Annotated in this window: 21 protein-coding genes and 1 pseudogene; 13 read left to right on the forward strand and 9 right to left on the reverse strand. The window is 62.1% G+C overall.

The window, feature by feature from the left end; translation table 11 throughout:
* Window positions 1-76: 76 nt before the first annotated feature.
* Both R4P65_RS09470 and R4P65_RS09475 read left to right on the forward strand, forming a co-directional pair.
* Entirely contained in the window at window positions 77-1,417 is a 1,341-nt protein-coding gene (locus tag R4P65_RS09470; protein ID WP_003941637.1) for a glutamine synthetase family protein, read from the forward strand.
* Window positions 1,414-4,428: a bifunctional [glutamine synthetase] adenylyltransferase/[glutamine synthetase]-adenylyl-L-tyrosine phosphorylase gene (locus tag R4P65_RS09475; RefSeq protein WP_317826310.1), complete on the forward strand. Its 3,015-nt coding sequence runs from the start codon at window positions 1,414-1,416 to the stop codon at window positions 4,426-4,428. The genes R4P65_RS09470 and R4P65_RS09475 overlap by 4 nt, the downstream gene beginning before the upstream one ends.
* Window positions 4,429-4,437: 9 nt before the next feature.
* Here the strand turns inward: R4P65_RS09475 and R4P65_RS09480 are convergent, their stop codons facing one another.
* Window positions 4,438-5,289 (reverse strand): spermidine synthase, encoded by an 852-nt coding sequence (locus tag R4P65_RS09480; RefSeq protein WP_230813768.1) that lies wholly within the window; start codon window positions 5,287-5,289, stop codon window positions 4,438-4,440.
* Window positions 5,290-5,465: 176 nt separating this feature from the next.
* Between R4P65_RS09480 and R4P65_RS09485 the strand changes: the two genes are divergently transcribed.
* The 5 genes from R4P65_RS09485 to R4P65_RS09505 all read left to right on the forward strand — a co-directional run bounded on the left by R4P65_RS09485 (window position 5,466) and on the right by R4P65_RS09505 (window position 10,313).
* A complete protein-coding gene (locus tag R4P65_RS09485) occupies window positions 5,466-6,593 on the forward strand; it encodes an NDMA-dependent alcohol dehydrogenase (protein WP_317826311.1) in 1,128 nt (375 codons plus the stop codon).
* A 187-nt stretch (window positions 6,594-6,780) separates the two neighbouring features.
* Window positions 6,781-7,602, forward strand: coding sequence for an alpha/beta hydrolase (locus R4P65_RS09490; RefSeq protein WP_317826312.1), 822 nt, complete (start codon window positions 6,781-6,783; stop codon window positions 7,600-7,602).
* Window positions 7,603-7,631: 29 nt separating this feature from the next.
* Entirely contained in the window at window positions 7,632-8,660 is a 1,029-nt protein-coding gene (locus tag R4P65_RS09495; protein WP_317826313.1) for a cupin domain-containing protein, read from the forward strand.
* Window positions 8,661-8,678: 18 nt separating this feature from the next.
* A complete protein-coding gene (locus R4P65_RS09500; protein WP_317826314.1) occupies window positions 8,679-9,200 on the forward strand; it encodes a hypothetical protein in 522 nt (173 codons plus the stop codon).
* Between the two features lie 60 nt (window positions 9,201-9,260).
* On the forward strand, window positions 9,261-10,313 hold the full coding sequence (locus R4P65_RS09505) for an LLM class flavin-dependent oxidoreductase (protein WP_411742528.1): 1,053 nt from the start codon (window positions 9,261-9,263) through the stop codon (window positions 10,311-10,313).
* Here R4P65_RS09505 and R4P65_RS09510 read toward each other — a convergent pair.
* Both R4P65_RS09510 and R4P65_RS09515 read right to left on the reverse strand, forming a co-directional pair.
* A complete protein-coding gene (locus R4P65_RS09510; RefSeq protein ID WP_317826315.1) occupies window positions 10,306-10,656 on the reverse strand; it encodes an inorganic pyrophosphatase in 351 nt (116 codons plus the stop codon). The genes R4P65_RS09505 and R4P65_RS09510 overlap by 8 nt on opposite strands.
* 2 nt (window positions 10,657-10,658) lie before the next feature.
* A complete protein-coding gene (locus R4P65_RS09515; RefSeq protein WP_317826316.1) occupies window positions 10,659-11,438 on the reverse strand; it encodes an AraC family transcriptional regulator in 780 nt (259 codons plus the stop codon).
* Between the two features lie 56 nt (window positions 11,439-11,494).
* Between R4P65_RS09515 and R4P65_RS09520 the strand changes: the two genes are divergently transcribed.
* Window positions 11,495-11,887 carry a VOC family protein gene (locus R4P65_RS09520; RefSeq protein WP_230813746.1) on the forward strand — a complete coding sequence of 131 codons (393 nt, stop codon included), beginning with the start codon at window positions 11,495-11,497 and terminating at the stop codon, window positions 11,885-11,887.
* Window positions 11,888-11,959: 72 nt separating this feature from the next.
* On the opposite strand, the gene R4P65_RS09525 is transcribed toward R4P65_RS09520, so the two are convergent.
* From R4P65_RS09525 to R4P65_RS09545, 5 genes are all read right to left on the reverse strand, one after another.
* A complete protein-coding gene (locus R4P65_RS09525; protein WP_317826317.1) occupies window positions 11,960-12,988 on the reverse strand; it encodes an alpha/beta hydrolase family protein in 1,029 nt (342 codons plus the stop codon).
* Between the two features lie 149 nt (window positions 12,989-13,137).
* On the reverse strand, window positions 13,138-13,476 hold the full coding sequence (locus tag R4P65_RS09530; protein WP_230813744.1) for a DUF3349 domain-containing protein: 339 nt from the start codon (window positions 13,474-13,476) through the stop codon (window positions 13,138-13,140).
* 11 nt (window positions 13,477-13,487) lie between these two features.
* Window positions 13,488-13,814, reverse strand: a complete 327-nt coding sequence (locus tag R4P65_RS09535) for a DUF3349 domain-containing protein (protein WP_317826318.1) — start codon at window positions 13,812-13,814, stop codon at window positions 13,488-13,490.
* 34 nt (window positions 13,815-13,848) lie between these two features.
* The gene (locus R4P65_RS09540) at window positions 13,849-14,130 is read right to left on the reverse strand and encodes a hypothetical protein (protein WP_208690512.1); all 282 of its coding nucleotides are present in this window, start codon (window positions 14,128-14,130) and stop codon (window positions 13,849-13,851) included.
* 14 nt (window positions 14,131-14,144) lie between these two features.
* Window positions 14,145-15,332, reverse strand: a complete 1,188-nt coding sequence (locus R4P65_RS09545) for an inorganic phosphate transporter (protein ID WP_317826319.1) — start codon at window positions 15,330-15,332, stop codon at window positions 14,145-14,147.
* Window positions 15,333-15,479: 147 nt separating this feature from the next.
* On the opposite strand from R4P65_RS09545, the gene R4P65_RS09550 reads away from it, so the two are divergent.
* The 4 genes and pseudogenes from R4P65_RS09550 to R4P65_RS09565 all read left to right on the forward strand — a co-directional run.
* Entirely contained in the window at window positions 15,480-15,824 is a 345-nt protein-coding gene (locus R4P65_RS09550) for a F420-dependent protein (protein WP_317826320.1), read from the forward strand.
* Between the two features lie 96 nt (window positions 15,825-15,920).
* Window positions 15,921-16,379 (forward strand): DUF5994 family protein, encoded by a 459-nt coding sequence (locus R4P65_RS09555; protein ID WP_230813738.1) that lies wholly within the window; start codon window positions 15,921-15,923, stop codon window positions 16,377-16,379.
* Window positions 16,380-16,698: 319 nt separating this feature from the next.
* Window positions 16,699-16,971 (forward strand): hypothetical protein, encoded by a 273-nt coding sequence (locus tag R4P65_RS09560; RefSeq protein WP_317826321.1) that lies wholly within the window; start codon window positions 16,699-16,701, stop codon window positions 16,969-16,971.
* 246 nt (window positions 16,972-17,217) lie between these two features.
* Window positions 17,218-17,538 (forward strand): annotated as a pseudogene (locus R4P65_RS09565) (ATP-binding protein); the annotation flags it as partial.
* 86 nt (window positions 17,539-17,624) lie between these two features.
* On the opposite strand, the gene R4P65_RS09570 reads toward R4P65_RS09565, so the two are convergent.
* On the reverse strand, window positions 17,625-18,566 hold the full coding sequence (locus tag R4P65_RS09570) for an alpha/beta hydrolase (RefSeq protein ID WP_317826322.1): 942 nt from the start codon (window positions 18,564-18,566) through the stop codon (window positions 17,625-17,627).
* A 110-nt stretch (window positions 18,567-18,676) separates the two neighbouring features.
* On the opposite strand from R4P65_RS09570, the gene R4P65_RS09575 reads away from it, so the two are divergent.
* Window positions 18,677-19,642 (forward strand): YafY family protein, encoded by a 966-nt coding sequence (locus R4P65_RS09575; protein WP_317826323.1) that lies wholly within the window; start codon window positions 18,677-18,679, stop codon window positions 19,640-19,642.
* The last annotated feature ends 109 nt before the right edge of the window (window positions 19,643-19,751 follow it).

Here is a 19,751-nt window from a genome sequence, read left to right on the forward strand (position 1 = left end):
ATGGTGACCAATCACTCTGTTGACCGGGACCACTGATGTAACACAGATTTAACGTGGCTTGCTTAGTCTCGCGTGCATGGATCGCCAAAAAGAATTCGTGCTTCGTACCCTGGAAGAGCGCGACATTCGGTTTGTCCGCTTGTGGTTCACCGATGTTCTCGGGTACCTCAAATCGGTGGCGATCGCCCCCGCCGAACTCGAAGGTGCCTTCGAGGAGGGAATCGGATTCGACGGTTCCGCCATCGAGGGATTCTCGCGAGTCTCCGAAGCCGACACCGTCGCCCGGCCCGACGCTTCGACATTCCAGATCCTGCCGTGGGCCCACAAGGACGGTGCGCAGCATTCCGCGCGCATGTTCTGTGACATCACGATGCCCGACGGTTCGCCGTCGTGGGCAGATCCGCGCCACGTCCTGCGTCGCCAGTTGAGCAAGGCCAGCGATTTGGGCTTCAGCTGCTACGTTCACCCGGAAATCGAGTTCTTCCTGCTGGAGAACGGTCCGATCGACGGTACTCCGCCGATCCCGGCCGACTCGGGTGGATACTTCGACCAGGCCGTCCACGATTCGGCTCCGAACTTCCGCCGCCATGCCATCGACGCACTCGAGTCGATGGGCATCTCGGTCGAGTTCAGTCACCACGAGGCCGCGCCGGGTCAGCAGGAGATCGATCTGCGCTACGCCGACGCACTCTCGATGGCCGACAACGTCATGACGTTCCGGTACGTCGTGAAGGAGGTCGCGATCGGTGAAGGCGTTCGGGCGAGCTTCATGCCCAAGCCGTTCAGCGATCAGGCCGGCTCCGCGATGCACACCCACATGAGCCTGTTCGAAGGCGATACCAACGCCTTCCACAATCCTGACGATCCGATGCAGCTCTCCGAGACCGGCAAGGCATTCATCGCCGGCATCCTCGAGCACGCCAACGAGATCAGTGCGGTCACGAATCAGTGGGTCAACTCGTACAAGCGGCTCGTTCACGGGGGAGAGGCTCCCACCGCCGCGTCGTGGGGCCCGTCCAACCGATCGGCTCTCATCCGCGTCCCGATGTACACGCCCAACAAGGCGTCATCGCGCCGCGTCGAGATCCGCAGCCCAGACTCGGCCTGCAACCCGTACCTGACCTTCGCGGTCCTGCTTGCTGCCGGTCTGCGTGGCATCGAGAAGGGCTACACCTTGCCACCCGAGGCAGAAGACGACGTGTGGTCGTTGACCTCCGCCGAGCGTCGCGCCATGGGTTACAAGGAACTACCGAGCAACTTGGACAGCGCTCTGCGGGAGATGGAGAAGTCGGAACTGGTGGCCGAAGCACTCGGCGAGCACGTCTTCGATTTCTTCCTGCGCAACAAGCGTCGTGAGTGGGAGGAATACCGCAGCCACGTGACGCCGTTCGAGCTCAAGACCTACCTCGGTCTGTGACGGTGAAACCCCCCGCTGCGAGATCAGCAGTTCCAGGACCGGGTCGTCTCGGGCTGGTCGAGCCCACCGCCGCCGACGAGTTGCGTCAGCTCGGCTGGGTCGACGCCGAGAGCATCGAACTCTTGTGGTCGCTTTCGCGTGCCGCGAACGCCGATCTAGCTCTGCGCACCCTTGTGCGGATCAAGGACGGGCTCGGCGACGGGTGGCGCGAACTCGATCAGGCATTGCGCAAGGACAAGAGTCTGCGCGGCCGTTTGTTCGCGCTGGTGGGTGCGTCGTCGGCATTCGGCGATCACCTGGCCGCAGATCCGATCGGCTGGAAACTGCTCGACGGCACCGCTCTGCCGACCAAGGACGAGGCGACTGCGGCCTTGCTCGAGGCCGTGGGTGCAACCCTCGACGAGGGCGCCACCGAAGGCTCACTGACCTACCGCGCCACCGTGACCGGACCGGAAGCTGTTGTTGCTCTGCGTAAGAGCTACAAGGATCAGCTGATGCTCCTGGCCGCGGCTGATCTCGCGGCGACCGTCGAGAACGAACCGGTGGTGCCGTATCAGACTGTGGGGCATCAGCTTTCCGACCTGGCTGACGCTGCACTGACCGCTGCGCTCGCGGTAGCCATCGCAACGGTGTGCCCTGAGGGCAGTTGTCCGATCCGGCTCGCAGTGATCGCCATGGGCAAATGTGGTGCGCGCGAGCTGAACTACGTCTCCGACGTCGACGTCGTGTTCGTCGCCGAACCGGCCGACGCGACGGCAAGCCGCGTTGCCGGTGAGATGATGCGTATCGGAACCTCCGCATTCTTCGAGGTCGATGCTGCGCTGCGTCCCGAAGGTAAGCGCGGAGAACTGGTTCGCTCGCTCGAATCCCACATCACGTACTACAAGCGTTGGGCCAAAACCTGGGAGTTCCAGGCGCTGCTCAAGGCTCGTCCGATGACGGGCGACATGGAGCTGGGTCGCCAGTACTTCGAGGCGATGAGCCCGATGGTGTGGATCGCCTCCGAGCGCGAGGATTTCGTACCCGAAGTTCAAGCCATGCGTCGACGCGTCGAGGAAATGGTTCCCCCCGAACTACGTGAGCGTGAACTCAAACTCGGCCGCGGAAGCCTGCGCGACGTCGAATTCGCCGTCCAGCTTCTGCAATTGGTGCACGGACGGGCCGACAGGTCGTTGCACGTGCAGAGCACTGTCGATGCACTGACCGCATTGGCCGCGGGAGGGTACGTCGGCCGCGACGACGCCGCGAACCTGACCGCGTCGTACGAATTCCTGCGTCTGCTCGAGCATCGTCTGCAGTTGCAGAAGCTCAAGCGCACGCACACTCTGCCACCGCCGGACGACGAGGAGGCGTTGCGCTGGTTGGCGCGCGCCGCACACATGCGACCCGACGGTCGTCTGGATTCGCTCGGAGTACTGCGCGCCGAGATCAAGCGGAATTCGCATCGTATTCGCCGTCTGCACGCCAAATTGTTCTACCGCCCGCTTCTCGAATCGGTGGCGCGGATGGACAAGGAAGCGCTGGTCCTGGGGCCCGAAGCCGCGGTGCGGCAGTTGGCCGCTCTCGGTTACACGGCGCCCGAGCATGCACTCGGACATTTGACTGCACTGACCAGTGGCGCTTCGCGTAAGGGTCGTATTCAAGCGCTCCTGCTGCCGACTCTGCTCGAATCCCTTGCGGACACACCGGATCCCGACGCCGGTCTGCTTGCATACCGCAGGCTCTCGGATGCGCTCGTCGATCAGACGTGGTTCCTGCGCCTGCTCCGTGACGAGGCTGCGGTCGCCGAGCGTCTGATGACCGTGCTGGGCTCGTCGGCGTACCTGCCCGACCTGCTCATCAAGGCTCCCGACGTGATCCGTTTGTTCGCGGATTCACCGAGCGGACCGCGCCTGGTCGAGCCCAAGCCCGAGGATGTCGCTCGCGGGATCCTTACCGCCTCCGGCCGACACAGTGATCCGAATCGCGCTGTTGCCGCGGCCCGCTCGCTGCGCCGACACGAACTTGCACGCATCGCTTCGGCCGACATCCTCGGCATGCTTGATGTTCCAGAGGTCTGCAAGGCACTGTCGTCGGTCTGGGCTGCGGTGCTCAACGCGTCGCTCTCCGCGGTGATCAAGGCCAGCGTTACCGAACTCGGGACCGAGGCTCCGGCCAGTTTCTCCGTCATCGGCATGGGCCGATTGGGCGGCGGGGAACTCGGCTACGGATCCGATGCGGACGTGCTGTTCGTGTGCGAACCTCGTGAGGGCGCCGACGAGACCGTTGCGGTCAAGTGGGCCAACAGCATTGCCGACAAGGTGCGCAAGCTGCTCGGGGCACCGAGTACGGATCCACCGCTCGAGGTCGACACCGGACTGCGCCCGGAAGGCCGGAACGGACCGATGGTACGCACCCTCGAGTCTTACGACGCGTACTACGCGAAGTGGGCTCAGGCGTGGGAGATTCAAGCACTCCTTCGTGCGCACCCGGTGGCCGGTGATCCTGAATTGGGACTGCGGTTCCTGCACATGATCGACAAGACCCGCTACCCCGAAGGCGGCGTCAGTGACGCGGCGGTGCGCGAGATCCGACGCATCAAGGCGCGCGTCGATTCCGAAAGGCTTCCTCGTGGAGCCGATCCGGCAACGCACACCAAACTGGGTCGCGGCGGTCTGGCCGACATCGAGTGGACTGTGCAATTGCTGCAGCTGCGCCACGCCGACAGGATCGAGTCGCTGCACAACACGTCGACGCTGGAGACTCTCGACGCCATCGGCGCCGCGGAACTGCTCAGCGAAGGTGACGTCGAACTGCTACGTGACGCCTGGATCACGGCAACGAAGGCACGCAACTGCCTCGTTCTGGTCCGCGGTAAGCCAACCGATCAGCTTCCCGGCCCCGGACGCGTCCTCGCGGCCGTGGCGCAGGTCGCCGGATACGGCGACGACGCAGGGGAGTTCCTCGACAACTACCTGCGCATCACTCGACGGGCAAAAGCTGTGGTGGAGAGGGTCTTCGGCGGCGAGTAGGTCTTTCGCTCAGTCCTGCCGAATCGCCGCGTTCGCGGCGAACTTGCGGACTTCGGTGTCCTGCCACACGTGGGCGGGAACGCCGCCGCCGAGTAGCTCGCGCGCGAGCGCGGGTTGCCCGCCGATCGGTACGTCGCTGCCAGCGATGATCATGTTGCCGTAGCGGCGACCCTTGAGCATTGCGGGATCAGCAATGATCGCCATGTGTTCGAACTGTGCGCCGATGGTCGCGGCCTCGCTCCGAGCGCCCTGCAGATCCGGGGTGTCGCCGCAGTTGACGATGTAGATACCGCCCGGGGCAAGTACGCCTCGTACGTGGGTGGTGAATTGTGCCGTCGTCAACGGTGCCGGAGTTGTGCTGCCGGCGAAGACATCTCGAATCACGATGTCCCGGGTGGACTCGGTGAGAGTTTCCGTGACGGCGCGGGCCTCGCCGACACGAATGCGCAGAAGTGGTGCGCGCGGAAGGTCGAACCAATCGCGCACGAGTTCTGCCAGAGCTCCGTCGATTTCGACCACCACCTGACGTGCGTCGGGGTAAGTCGCGGCGAAGTATCTGGCCATGGAGCAGGCACCGCCGCCGAGATGCAGGACCCGCAGACGCTCGGCCTTGTCACGTTCGGAATCGACCAGATGCGCGATCCACCGCATGTATTCGAAATCGAGCACCGTGGGATCTGCGACGTTCACGTGGGAACTGGGCACTCCGTTGATCTGGATGATCCAACTGTCGTCGGAGTACTGGTCGCGGACAAGTTCGCACGTCCCGGTATCGATGGGGAAAGTGCCGGCGACGGGACCGGATTCGCCTCGCTCGGGAGTGCTGCTGCGAGTTCTGGTCTTGCGAGTTCCCTTGGCCACTGTGTCTATGTTAGCCGTGCGCCTTTTTGGTAGCGCCCACTACCAAAAAGGCGCACAGACCGGCGGTATTCTCGGGCTACTTCAGGCACACTCGTACATGGAGTGTGATCGGCGACACAAAATTCCGACGCGTTCTTTCGTCGTCCGTGCATCACGAAGAATTTCGAGGAGTGCAGATGAAGGTCAAGGCAGCGGTAGTCAAGGCGCCGGGTCAGGCGTGGGAGATCGAAGAGGTCGAGCTGGGCGACCCGGTCTCGGGTGAGGTACAGGTCCGACTCGCCGCATCGGGACTGTGCCATTCGGACGAACATTTGCGTACGGGCGCCAGCCCGCTGCCATTCTTCCCGGCCTTGGGCGGGCACGAAGGCGCCGGAGTGGTGACGAAGGTCGGCCCGGGCGTCACGAGCGTCGAAGAAGGCGACCACGTGGTTCTCGCGTTCATCCCGGCATGTGGACGTTGTCCGTCTTGCGCGAAGGGGCTACAGAACATCTGCGACGAGGGAGCCGGCCTGTTGACCGGGCAGGCGATCTCCGACAAGACCTACCGCGTCACCCTCAACGACGAGCCGGTCATCCAGATGTGCCTGCTCGGAACATTCTCGCCGTACGTGACCGTCAACGAGGCGTCGGTGATCAAAATCGAGAAGGACATCCCGCTCGACAAGGCGGCCTTGCTCGGCTGCGGTGTTGCCACCGGCTGGGGATCGGCCACCGCGATCGGTGGAGCCAAGGTCGGCGACACGGTGGTGGTCGTCGGCGTCGGCGGTGTCGGAATCAACTCCGTACAGGGTGCGGCGTCGGCCGGAGCGCGATTTGTGATCGCGATCGATCCTGTCGAGTTCAAACGCGACAAGGCAAAGGAATTCGGCGCCACACATACGTTCGCCTCACTCGAGGAAGCGCTACCGGTGATCGGCGAGATCACCTGGGGCAAGATGGCCGACGTCACCGTGATCACCGTGGGCGAGATCCACGGCGACATCATTCAGCCCGCGCTCAGTGCGACGGGCAAGGGTGGCCAGGTAGTGGTCGTCGGAATGGGGCATCACGAGGATTCGCAGGTGACGCTCAGCCTCTTCGAGCTGACCCTTCTGCAGAAGCGTTTGCAGGGAGCCATCTTCGGCGGGGTCGGGCCACGCTCCCAGATTCCCAAGTTGCTCGATCACTACCGAAGCGGCGCACTCAAACTCGACGAGTTGGTGACCAAGACCTACAAGCTCGAGGAGATCAACGAGGGTTACGCCGACATGCTGGAGGGAAAGAACCTGCGCGGGATGATCGTCTACACGGAGGACGATTACTGATCGTTTCCCTTTGACTGAAGGGTCCGGCCCGACATCACACTCCGTGGTGCCGGGCCTGAGTCTTCTGCCCCACGCAGATTTCTGTCGATCGATGACTCGACTGCCCCCGTAGTGGGCACTCGCAGAGTGAGGAAACCGGGCACCGTGTCCGGACCTCAGTCCACGACTCGACAGAGAAGAGCGGAACATGCCCTACATCACCACCTCCGACGGAACCGAGATCTACTACACCGAGCACGGCATCGGCCGACCGATCGTCCTGAGCCACGGGTGGCCGCTGAGTTCCGACGCATGGCAGGTCGAGATGAAGCTGTTCGCCGACGCAGGCTACCGGACAATCGCGCACGATCGACGAGGTCATGGCCGCTCGTCGAAGACGTACACCGGCAACGACATGGATACATATGCCAAGGACCTGGCCGAGCTGATCGACACCCTCGACCTGAAAGATCTGATCCTGGTCGGCCATTCGACCGGCGGCGGGGAAGTGGTCCGCTACGCGGCGCAGTACGGCAAAGGGCGTGTCGCCAAGGTGATTACTGCCGGCGCCGTTCCGCCGATCATGGTCAAGTCGGACGGCAACCCCGAAGGCACACCGATCGAGGTGTTCGACGGCATTCGTGAGGGAGTTCTGCGAGACCGATCGCAGTTCTACAAGGACCTGAGCGAGAGTTTCTATGGTGCGAACCGCGAAGGCTCCGATGTCTCGCAGGGAGCGAAGGACGACTTCTGGCGACAGGGGATGTTGGTCAACCTTGCCGCGGCCTACGACTGCGTCAAGGCATTTTCGGAGACTGACCAGACTGCCGATCTCGAAGCCATCGACGTTCCGATCTTCATCGCTCAGGGGGACGACGATCAGATCGTGCCGATCGGCGCGGCGGCGGAGAAAGCAATCAAGCTGGTGAAGAGCGGCACGCTGAAGGTATATCCGGGTGCACCGCATGGTATCCACGGCTCGTATCAGGTGACCCTCGACCAGGACATTCTCGCCTTCATCGAGGACTGACGTCAGAGAGTTGGAAGGATCAAATTGCCATGACCACTCATGTTGCTTCGCTGCGCCATGGTCCCAGCGTCTTCGAGAACGAACTCGGCTCGATCTCGCAGCTCGACACGAGTTCGTTGCCGATCCTGTCCGGTCTGTCGATCAAACGAATTGTTCTCGGCCCCGGTGCGATCCGCGAACCACAATGGAACGTCAACGCGAACCAGATCGCCTACGTCACCAGCGGAACTGTCCTTGTCTCGATGTTGGGCAATGCCGACGAGTTCGCCAGTTTCGTTGTGCGAACGGGGCAGATGTATCACGTCGAATCCGGGGCGATTTATCACATCGAGAATGTCGGCGATGGGGCGGCGGAGATCATCGCTGCCTTGCGAACTTCTCTCCCGCAGCACTTCTCATTGCAGAATAGCGTCAGCGCAATGTCCAACGCGGTGCTCGGCAATACCTACGACCTGGCCGCATCAGCCTTCGATGTCTTCGGTAGAGTCGATGCGTCCCAGATAGTGCGGCGCGGCGGTGCGGCCGTAATTCCCGATACCGCTGGCCTTCCCAACGCGCATCTCTTCGACCTCGACGGCCAGATCGCCCCTCTCGCCTATCCGTACGGACAGGCGAAGGTGGCGCGCAAGCAGTATTGGGCAGCGTTGGAGGATCTTTCGATGTACTCGTTGACTATTCGCGAGAGTGGAATGCGTGAGCCACATTGGCATCCCGTCACTGCCGAGATGGGATACGTGCATCGGGGTCGCGGGCGGATGACAGTTCTCGATCCCGACGGGTCACTCGACACTTACCTGCTCGAGCCGGGTCAGGTGTACTTCGTTCCACGCGCCTATCCCCATCACATCGAGGTGATGGGCGACGAGGACATCAACTTTCTCATCTTCTTCGACCAGCCGACGCCAGGTGACATAGGCTACCGTGCAACGGCTTCCGCGTTCTCGCGCGGCGTTCTCTCGGCCTCGTTCGGTGTTCCGGAGCGGGAGCTGCCACACTTCCCTTTCACCCCGATCGATCCGCTCATCGTCTCGCGGAACAATCCGATCGACCAGGACTGACCGGCAAGGACGCCCATCATGACCAGCTCGCTCACCGTGACCGATCACGAAACGACGCTCGACTTCACGTACGAGGATGCCCTCCGCTATCACGGTCCGCAGGCGCCGGGAGGCGTGGCGCACGCTTACAAGGTCCTCGAGCGCGCACTCGGTGTGTTCGGTGGGGAGGGCTCCGTCGAGCGTCGTGACCTGGTCGTGGCCACCTCACATGCCGGACCTGGAGTGCGCGATGCGTTCGAGTTGGTCACGCGCGCGGTGACAGAAGGGCGGTATACCGTCGACAGTTCCCTGGCCAGGCGTGAGCGTGGAAATACACTCGCACTGTATGTATTTCGGGTCGACTATCGCGGCGCGATCGTCACGCTGACCATTCGCGAGGGATTTGTCGTCGAGGAGTTCAGCACTCTCGCCCGCAAAGGTGACCGCACGGCCGAAGACGAGTCACGGCTGACAGTGCTCAAGCAGGAGATGGCAGATCGAGTGATGTCGAGCCCGGCCGAGAGCGTGTACGACGTCGAGGTCGACACGCTCCCCGACTGACAGACGGCGGCGTAGGCGTCGGCTTGGCAGCGCTCTGTTGCCACGTGTGACCAGTACCGGTTGCTCTCTGGGCGGCCCGTGGACGGGGCCAGGCAGATCGAACTCGCGAAGACGATCGACGCCGGCGGATTCGAAGGTACGCTTGTTGCCACCTGGCCGAACGATCCGTTCATCTCGGCGACGTGGGCGGCAGCGCACACCACGCGCATGAAGTTCCTCGTCGCCGTCTACGCGAACATGACGCCGGCGCGCATGCTGGCGGAGAAGGCATTGACCTTCGACGCCTTCAGCGGTGGCCGACTGTTGATCAACTCGGTCAACGGTCGCGAGAACATTCTGACCAAGTACGACATGAACGTGCCCCACGACGAGCGTTACGAGTTGGGGGAGCAGTACCGGGCGGACTTCCGCCGCATCTACGCCGAAGGCACGGAGTCGAACTTTCCCAACACACCACTGCGTATCGATGCGCCCGCGGGGCATCAGGTTCCGCTGTGGGGTACCGGTGATTCGCCTGCAGGCCTGGCGAATTCAGGCAAGGTGCTCGACACCTATCTGGCGATGTTGCGCGAGACTTCGTTCATCGAAGACAAATTCTCTGCCGCACGGGCGGCGGCGGAGGCAGTCGGGCGCGAGTTCACCGACTTCGGTGCGCTCACCGGTGTGATCGTTCGCCCCACCAAGGCGCAGGCGCACGACCGGTTCCGTTCTTTGTTCGAGAAGACGGGCGTCGAGCAGATCGCTCATGTCTTGGACAACGCAGTGCGTCGTCGTACTCAGGGGAAGCAAGACCTCAAGACCTTCACCGCCCGCGACGCACAGCGGCAGGGCTGGGCGGACAAGATCGCCTCGGGCCGACTTCCAGAACCGGAGGAGTTGTACGTCGGTGACGGACTGTACGCCGGTATCACGGCGTGGTCACCCCTCGACATCTTCGGCACGGGGTCATCGGCGGTGTACTACGTCGGCGATCCGGATTCGATCACGGACTCGGTACGCACGCTTCGCGGCCGAACCGGTTTGACTGCACTGATCCTGGCGGGCTGGCCGCTGATCGAGGAAGCGAAGTGGGTTGCGGAGTACCTTGTTCCGCGATTCGACGAACTCAGCTGACATCGCGCCGCAGGATCGTGGAACCGAGACCTAAAGTGTCGCGGAGAAATGCTGCAGCAGTGTCGATTTCATCCGCAGTGCATTCGAGAAGGATTTTGACTTCCACGTCCTTCTTGACGATGTCGGCAATAACAGCCACGGCAACAACGCCGGTGCCGACGGCCGAGCCTCGGAACAGATCGATCCCGTCGCCGTCCGCGCTGACCGTGCCGTCGAGATAGCCGTAATCAAGCGGATAGATCGCAGCGTGGTACCGCGGGTGTGCGGACCCGCGGGGCCGATCGATCACGACGATCGAAGTGGCAGCCAGGTGATCGAGGGCTGAGAACAGATCTTCGTTCATCCCTACCGGTGCTCGCGCAGCAGCTGAGTCGGCGTCAGGCCGGCCAGCGCTCGCGTATCGCGCGCGAGGTGGGCATGGTCGGCGTAGCCGGCGCGGCCGGCCAGCGACGACAACGTGAGATCTGCGCTGCGGCTGAGAGTCAACACGTCCTGCATACGTTGCACCTTCTGAATCAGCTTGGGGGACAGCCCGACCGACGACGTGATCGAGCGTCGAAAATGACGTTCGGAAACACCGAGGTCGACGGCGATCTCGCGTATCGGCGTCGAAGGGGCGGAGACGAGCGCGGAGTAACCACGCTCGATTCCGTAGTCCGGTTCCAGTCCCCGCCACAGCTGGTCCAGCAGATCAGCGTCAATTGCTTCGTGGCGAAGGGCGTCGGCAAGCACCCGAGCTTGTCGGGAAGTGAGGATGTCGTCGAAGACGATCTTCGAATCCTGCACCGCGTCGGCCGCTGTGCCGAGCAGGCTCCGCAGAGCCGGTGGATTGATCCGGATGCCCCACATGGTTGTACCGGCGGCGACCGAAACCAGATCGGCACTGGTGGCAGGTCCGACGAGCCACGACTTTCCGGTGCTGTCGACGATGAAGTCGGCGCAGAGATCGGGAAGAATCCGCTTTGCTTCCGTGGGCGTATGGGATTCGCTAGTGCTTTTCCACGTGCAACTGAAGAGGCCGGCCGAACCGGTGATCGGAGTTTCGACATAGGTGTGGCCGTTTTGTTCAAGACTCGACGCTACCGTCCGACTACCGTCGAGAGCGAGGGTGCCAGTGCCGGTCATCAGATCATCGTCACACACTCGCCGATCACTTCTCGACCCGAAACAGGAGAAATACCGTGTCCGTCTCTCCGAGACTCGATCTCGTCGGAATCGTCACCAACGATCTCGCTCGTTCCCTCGCGTTCTACCGAACCCTCGGGCTCGACATTCCGGAAACACCCGCTGACGCTCCACACGTGGAGTTCACTTTCGACGGTGGGCTTCGGCTGGCGTGGGACGCACTGTCCACCATTGCGAGCTTCGATCCTGACTTCGCTGTCGGGGAAGGTCGACACCCCGTCGCTTTGGCCTTCGATTTCGGGACTCCCGCCGCCGTCGACGAGGCGTATCAGCGCATCACAGCCGACTTCCCCGGGCACAAGGCACCCTTTGACGCCGTGTGGGGCCAGCGTTACGCCGTTCTTCTCGATCCCGACGGCAATACCGTGGATCTCTTTGCCGCGCTCTGATTTCGAACGAGAAAGGCCCCGACCGAAATTCGGTCGGGGCCTGGGATTGTCGGTGATCGAGTCGTTGTCAGTTCACCAAGCGTCGAGGGTGTCGAGGATCTGGCCTCGGGCCTTCCACAGTTCCGCGCCCCAGTACGGCCACGAGTGAGTGCCGTTGGCCGGGAAGCTGTACGTCGCCGGAATTCCCAGGGAGTTCATGCGCAGCTGGAATGCCCGTGAGTTCATCAGGGCAAGGGCTTCGAGGCCGATGGCGCTACCGGTATTTACGAAGTCGACGGGTCGACGCGGTTGATCGAACTGTCCGGGTAGGCCGCTCGCGGCGGAAATGTACAGGGAGAGCCCAGCCAGTTCGGGTGCAAACACAAAGGGGTCGTTGCGGAGCCAAGCCGGGTTCCACGGCGGTCCCCACATGGCATCGACATTGAAGGACCCGGCGCTGACCATCGCCACGCGGATCGCCTCACGCATGCCTGGAGCTGAGATGTTGAGGTATCCCGAGAGCGAACCGGCGAACTTGAACTGATCGCGGTGGTAGGCGGCTAGCGTCAGTGAAGCGCTGCCACCCATGGATAGTCCGAGCACGCCGTTGTTGGTTCGGGAGACGCCACGCGATTCCAGATAAGCGGGAAGTTCCTGGGTGAGGAAGGTTTCCCATTTGTACGTGACTGGCTGGCGATTCAAATTGCTGTTCGCATACCAGTCCGAGTAAAAGCTGGACTGCCCGCCGACCGGCATGACCAGGGTGACGTTGTCGCCACGATACTGCTCGAGAGCGTTGGTCTCGAAACTCCATGCGTTTCGGTCGTCGCGTGCTCGTAGACCGTCGAGAAGATAGAGCGCCGCGTTGCCGCCGCGCGAAGCCCACTGGATCTGAACCTTGATCGGCCCCATCGAGGAGTCGACGTACACCTCCTCGTACCCACCGGCCGGGGCGGTCCGCGCGGGCGCTGCGGTCGCTACTGATCCGCTGATCAGGCCTGCGGTCAGGGGGAGTGCGAGTGCTGTCGCGACGAGGCCGAGGATCCGACGCTTGATTCGTTTCGAAATGCGGTTTCTCGAAATATCTGGGTTCTTCGCCAAATCTGTGTGAGCCTCGTGCACGTATCACTCCCGCCCCAAAGGTGCTTGCACACCGAAATCCGACCGAGCCCCCCGAGGCACGGAATTCCGTATGACACTAAGTGGTCTGTATTGACCTCGACGGTACCGTTACCGGTTCGTTATCAAACTGGCCGGTTGACGAAGTGCCGTCAGGCGTCGTCGACCGGAGGTTGCACCTCGATTTTCCAACCTCCACGAATCAAGTGTTCACGTACCCGTGCGACGTCTGATTCGTGCGGAATATCGTCGGTGACCTTGGTGATGAGGACGCCGATGTCGATCGGATCGACCGGAACCGGAAAGTCGATCGGATCGACCGGAACCGGAAACTCGGCGACGAGATCGTCGGCAAGAACGGCGATCTCGTCGTCGGACAGCTGTCGCCGGAGCAGGGCCATCAAAGGGACGTAGTCCTGCTCCGGCACACCGTTCGGATACCCGGCACGCAGCCAGCCGAGTATCGAAGCCAGAAGTGGTGGAAGACTCAACGAATCGAGCTTCAGTGGTTGTCGAGATCGGCGAGGGGCCACCCGGCGGCAGCCAGGACGGAGGCAACGCGCGCGATGTCCTCGTCCGAGGGAGTCTGGCTCGTGAGATCTGCGATCTGAGCGCTGATCTCGTCGCTCGAGATCACCTGATCGCTGTTGACATCGCTCAGTTCTGCGAGCGCAGCGCCGATGGCAATTTCTCGAATTTGCGCGTCCGAGAGCTTGCGTCGAAGCAATGCGACCAGCGGAATGCGGTCCTTGGGCGGTATGCCTTCGGGGTAGCCGGCGCGAAGCCATTCCAGAATGGATTGAGGAAGGGATGGAGTCGGTGCAGTCACGGTGATGTCTTTCCGCTCGTGAGGGCGTACGGGATCAGAAGATCTCGATGCCGAATGTGTGGCTGAGGAAGCCCTGCATGATGAAGAGAATTCCGGTGACGATCGCGATGAGCACTACCGCGAAGCACGCCACTGCGCCTGCCACGGCCAACGGACTGCGAGCCGCGACGGCAGTGCTCCCGCCGCCACTGCCACGTTGCCCGGCGTCGAGGGACTTCAGGCCGATTGCGAAGATCGCCGGCAGTCCGGCGCCCAGCAGGAGGCCGACCAGTACGACCTGCCAGAGCGAGTCGACGGTGTTTTTCAAGATATCCATGTCGATTCCCTCTTTCAGGCTTTGACGTCGGTGGTGACGCGGGCGTCCGGACCGGGGACCTCTGCAGGCACCAGGCCACCGTCCCACTCGGCGTTGACGTTGCTCGGATCGATGGGCTCCTTGCGGGAGCGCAGGTACATCCAACCGGCCAAGGCGATGAGCACAGCGAAGACGACCAGGACACCGGCCAGGCCGCCGACGATGTTGGCCAGGCCCCAGCACAGAGCGCCGACGATTGCAGCGGACGGGAGAGTGATCAACCAGGCGACCGCCATACGTCCGGCGACGCCCCAACGAACCTCGGCGCCCTTGCGTCCCAGACCGGTTCCCATGATGGAACCCGTCGCCACATGGGTGGTCGAGAGGGGAAGTCCGAGGTGGCTGGAGGTGAGAATGATTGCAGCAGAAGATGCTTCGGCCGCCATGCCCTGGGGTGCGGCGATCTCGACAAGACCCTTGCCGAGTGTGCGGATGACTCGCCACCCGCCGAGGTAGGTTCCGGCAGCGATCGCGAGCGCGCACGTGAGCTTGACCCAGAACGGCATGTCCGCGTCGGCGGAGATGGTTCCGTGGGCGACCAGAGCGAGGAAGATGACGCCCATGGTCTTCTGAGCGTCGTTGGTGCCGTGGGCGAGGGAAACGAGTGAAGCCGAACCGATCTGGCCGAGTCGGAAACCCTTGTCCTTGGTTTCCTCACCGACGTTGGAGGTGATGCGGTAGATGAGCCAAGTTCCGGCCGCTGCAACCAAGCCGGCTACGACGGGAGCGAGAACGGCGGGGATGACAACCTTGCTGAGGACGCCGCTCCAGGCGACACCGCTCATTCCGAGGGACGCGATGGCGGCGCCGATCAGGCCGCCGAACAGTGCGTGTGAGGAACTGGAGGGGATGCCGAGCAACCACGTTGCCAGGTTCCAGATGATGCCGCCGACGAGGCCGGCGAAGACGATGGTGAGCAGCGCTTGGCCACCCACATTTCCGAGGTTCACCACGCCCTTGGCCACGGTGGCAGCAACCTCTACCGAGAGGAAAGCTCCGACCAGGTTCAAGGAAGCAGACAGAGCCACTGCCACCTTGGGCTTGAGGGCGCCGGTTGCAATCGACGTGGCCATAGCGTTGCCAGTGTCATGAAAACCGTTGGTGAAGTCGAACCCCAGAGCGGTTACGACGACGACGAGGAGAACGATGAGTTCCGCATTCACGAGAAGTCATGTTCCAATACCGGCGGGCCTCAAATCGACCTCAGACGTGGTCGTTCCGCGACATTTCCACCATTCGGCACCTGTTGTTCATCTTCGTCCGGATAATTGTCCGTTTTGAAACGCCTGGGGCAGAGAAAATTCATTCGCATGCATGGTCGTGGAGTGTGTGGAGGCATACGCCAATTGCCGGACGGACGTATCGGCTTCTGGACTTCCTCGAAATCGGGTAAGGCCAAGCGGCTGCGGAACAACCCACGCGTCACCGTAGTGCCGTGCAACAACCGCGGAAGGGTTGCCGACGGTTCGTCGCCGGTCGTCGGGACCGCTCAATTGGTGAGCGGGGGTGCTGAATTCGACGAGATCCGCAGCAAAGTTAAGGCGAAATACGGTGTGATGGTGCCTATTTCGAAATTCTTCAACACTCTCGGCCACATCGGCAAGGGGCCGTTCCCGTACGGCGACACCGGCGTGATCATTTCCGTCGATGCGTAGTCGGTATTGCGCAGCGGAGTAGCCTGAAGGCATGGAACCCACGACCGGGCGCCTCTGCCTGACGGTTCCACGAATCCTCCGTTAAGGAGCGTCGTCATGGCGCACATCAGCACTCTCGACTATGCAAGTGAAGCGCCGCAGCGCCATGTCGGGCAACCTTTCCCGTCGCCGACGCGGACTCCGCGATTCCTGCTTCGCGGGCAAGGTGCCGTCAAGGCATCGGTAGACGGCGCGTGGTTCCCATGGACCACCAACGTCACGGCGGAGCTTCACGATCTGATATCCGCCCTTTCGCTGAGGTTGGGGCCGATCGCGCGGGTTGCGTTCGACTGGAACACGATCAGCAGCGCGCAGCGTCGTATCGACGAGGTCGACGGACTGGAAGTGCGGGGTCCATACCCTGGCCAGCCTCACGATTTGATGTATCTCGACGACATGTACGGCCGTCAACTCGTTCTGATGATGATTCCGCCGTACACGGATCCGGACCGTGCGTACGAGATCATGCGCCGGTTGGTGGATCCTGGCCGCAGCGAAACCTATCGGGTGCAGTGAGATCTTTCTGACGGGCGTGGTCAAATCTTTCGATTCCTGAACATGCGTCCAGTTTGTCTGGTTTGATGGTTCTCGTAACCACGATCTCAGGCGCATTCCTCCAGGTCAGCGCTTGGGCGCGGCAGCTTGACTCCCTGCTGTGTCGTCGGTCGGGCATGCCCACCACCCTCCCACTGTGCGTGAGCGCCGGATCGAAGGAAGCCCTACCCTCCCCACGGGGGTGGGGCTTCTACCTTGTTCGGGCTGACCGGAGTTCGCATCGCCGAGTCCGCCGGCTTGTCCGGCAGTTCGGGACGCCCTGGTCCGTAGCATCGCCACTGTGAACATCTCGCTACTCGGTGCGGCGGGGCTTCAGGACTGCGTCGACAGTGGAATGGACTGCATGGACGGATTCGGGGCGTTCGTTCTTCTGTACGGCGGCGGATTCATTCTCGCCTTGATATGGATTTCCCTGTGCCTTGTCGGAACGGCCGATGTGGTTTCCGTGTCCCGGCGAATCGGTGTGTGGCGAGCAGTCGCCTTCTTTTTCGGGATTTGGCTTGTGCCCATCGCCGGGTTGAGTGCATGGCTTGTTTTCCGACGCTCTCGTTAATTCTCGAAAGTGGAGCCGGTAGAGGTGGCCGCGTTTGCGGAGCCCCGTAACTTGTTGGATCAACAACGATTTGAAATGTGGCGAGAGGCTCTTGTCGATGCAGCAGGCGACAACGTCCATCCAGGCCATGCCGGAACTGGTTGGGCCGGGCCAACTGGCAGGGGGTGGTCGGGTCCGCGCGCTGTCGGCTGCGTTGTCCGCGGCGAGTGAGGTCTTGATCGGTATCTACGCCGACACTCCCGGCAAGTCGAAATCGCAGACGAGAAGCAACTTGCCCGCACGATCGCCCGCTACGGCCGAGTGGATCTACTCTGCATCGACGAACTCGGATACATGGAACTCGACAAACGAGGCGCCCAGCTGCTTTTCCAGGTTTTGACCGAACGGGAGGAAAAGAACTCCGTCGCCATCGCCTCCAACGAATCGTTCTCCGGCTGGACAAAAATGTTCACCGACCCACGACTTTGTGCCGCCATCGTGGATCGGCTCACCTTCGACGGCAACATCATCGAAACCGGCACCGACTTTTGCCGACTCGCCCACACCCGAGCTCGGCAATTCGCTTGATACACACACAAGGTGGGTCCGGATCAAGCCCCCTACCGGACCTGAATGAGACTGACATTTTCCTGAGACCGCGGCTGGCCTTGGAACTATGTGGCATCCTGCCGTTCCAGCCAGTTCAAGATCGCTTGGTTGGTCTCATCAGGTTTTTCTTGCTGGATCCAATGACCGCAGTCGAGATTGACTACTTCCACATTGGGCACGAACTCTGTCAGGTTCTCTGCCCTCGCGATCGCGTCACGGTCGCCGTGGATCATGAGTGCGGGCTGTTGGATGATCGGGTCCACCTCGGCCAGCAAATGCCAGTTGCGGTCAAGGTTCCTGTACCAGTTCACACTTCCCGTGAATCCGGTCGATTCGAAGGCGGAGACGAAAACGGCCAATTCGCTCTCGCTCATCAGTGGCTCACCGAGTGGCGTCTCTGCTCTGGCGAGATCGATCAGCGCCATACCCGCCTGAGGCTCCCTGAGGGGTTCGTTCTTCCGGTACAGGTTGCGGAGGAACCGGAGGGTGTTGTCTTCGAACACGGCGTCCGCGATGCCCGGCTGCCTGTTGAAGTGGACGAAGTAGAAATCACCGCCAAGCACGGCTTCCATGAACTCAATCCACGGCTGCTCTCCGCGATCCTGGTAGGGCAGGCTCAGGTTGATCACTTTGTTTACCCGGTCCGGGTGCAACAGGGTCAGGCCCCACACGACAAAGGCGCCCCAATCGTGACCGACAAAGGTGGCATCTTCGTAGCCGTAGTGATCGAGTAGTGCGGTGAGATCACCCGCCAAATGTTCAATGTCATAGTCCGTCACTTCGGTCGGACGTGATGAATTCCCGTAGCCGCGCTGGTTCGGGACGATGACGTGGTAGCCCGCCTCGACAAGGGCGGGCACCTGGTATCGCCAGGAATAGGCGTGCTCTGGCCATCCGTGACACAGCACGATGGGTTTCCCGGCATTGTGTCGCCCTGCTTCGAAGACTTCGAGTTCCACGCCGTTGACTTGGATGAGGACGGGCCTGGGGAAGTCGGATGGATTCACGGATGCTCCTTTGAGTTGAGTACCGATCTCGTGTCTGGATCGACCGGTTGCTCCGACGATAGGGAGCATCGTGGACACATAAAGTCCTAGATCGCTGGCAATCTGAAGAAATGCGGAACGATCCCACAGGCCGAGCACTGCAATTGCTCTCGCTCCTTCAGACCCATCGCTTCTGGCACTGTGCCGAACTTGCCGCACGACTCGATGTCACGCAGCGGACGGTGCGCCGCGACATCGATCGCCTACGCGACCTTGGCTATCCGGTCGATTCCACGTCCGGAAAATACGGGGGCTACCGACTTGCAACGGGGGCGCACGTGCCGCCCCTGATCCTCGACGATGACGAGTCGGTGGCGGTAGCCGTCGGACTGCGCTACGCAGCCGAGGCCGCCATCGGAGGCATCGAAGAAACGTCGCTGCGCGCGCTGACGAAGATCGAAACACTTCTGCCCCATCGACTACGCCGACGTGTGTCGGCACTGCATTCGGCCGTCAGTTCCATGCGGCGGGCCGACGACGACATCGTCGACCCCGAAGCACTCAGTGTGTTCGCTGCGGCATGTCGCGACCACGAGCACGTTCGTTTCGACTACCGGCGAGGTGATGGCGAGAGCAGCAGACGGCTCGTCGAGCCGCACCGCCTTGTCACGGCGGGACGTCGTTGGTACCTCGTAGCATGGGACCACCATCGTGCGGATTGGCGAACATTTCGACTGGACCGGCTCTCGGAGCCCTGGCTGGCAGGCAGTCATTTCACGCCACGCGAGATCCCGGGTGGTGACGCGGCAGGCTTCGTCGCGAGATCAGTCGGCTCGCCACCCCGTCACCACGATGCAAAACTCGCCATCGAAGCCACGTTCGCAGACCTCGAGGGCGTACTCAGATGGATTGACCACACACCGATCGAGGTGGCAGCGGACCGCTGCCTTGTCCAGATTCGCAGCGAAGATCTCGGCAGGCTCGCCATGACGGTTGCGCGCATTGCGCTCACCGCCCCAGTGGTCGTCATCGAACCAACCGAGCTTGCCGACACCGTCAGTCGGCTCGCCCTTCACCTCAGGGTCTCGCCACCATGACAGTCAGAAGTGGATTGCGCGACAAGACCATTCATGTCCAGGTTGCCCCGGAACAAGTTCGCAGACGTGTTCCCTGCGCAGGCCCCTCGTCTATCGAGACACGTATCCG

This window comes from Rhodococcus sp. IEGM 1318 (assembly GCF_033142465.1).
Classification (GTDB): Bacteria; Actinomycetota; Actinomycetes; order Mycobacteriales; family Mycobacteriaceae; genus Rhodococcus_F; species Rhodococcus_F qingshengii_B.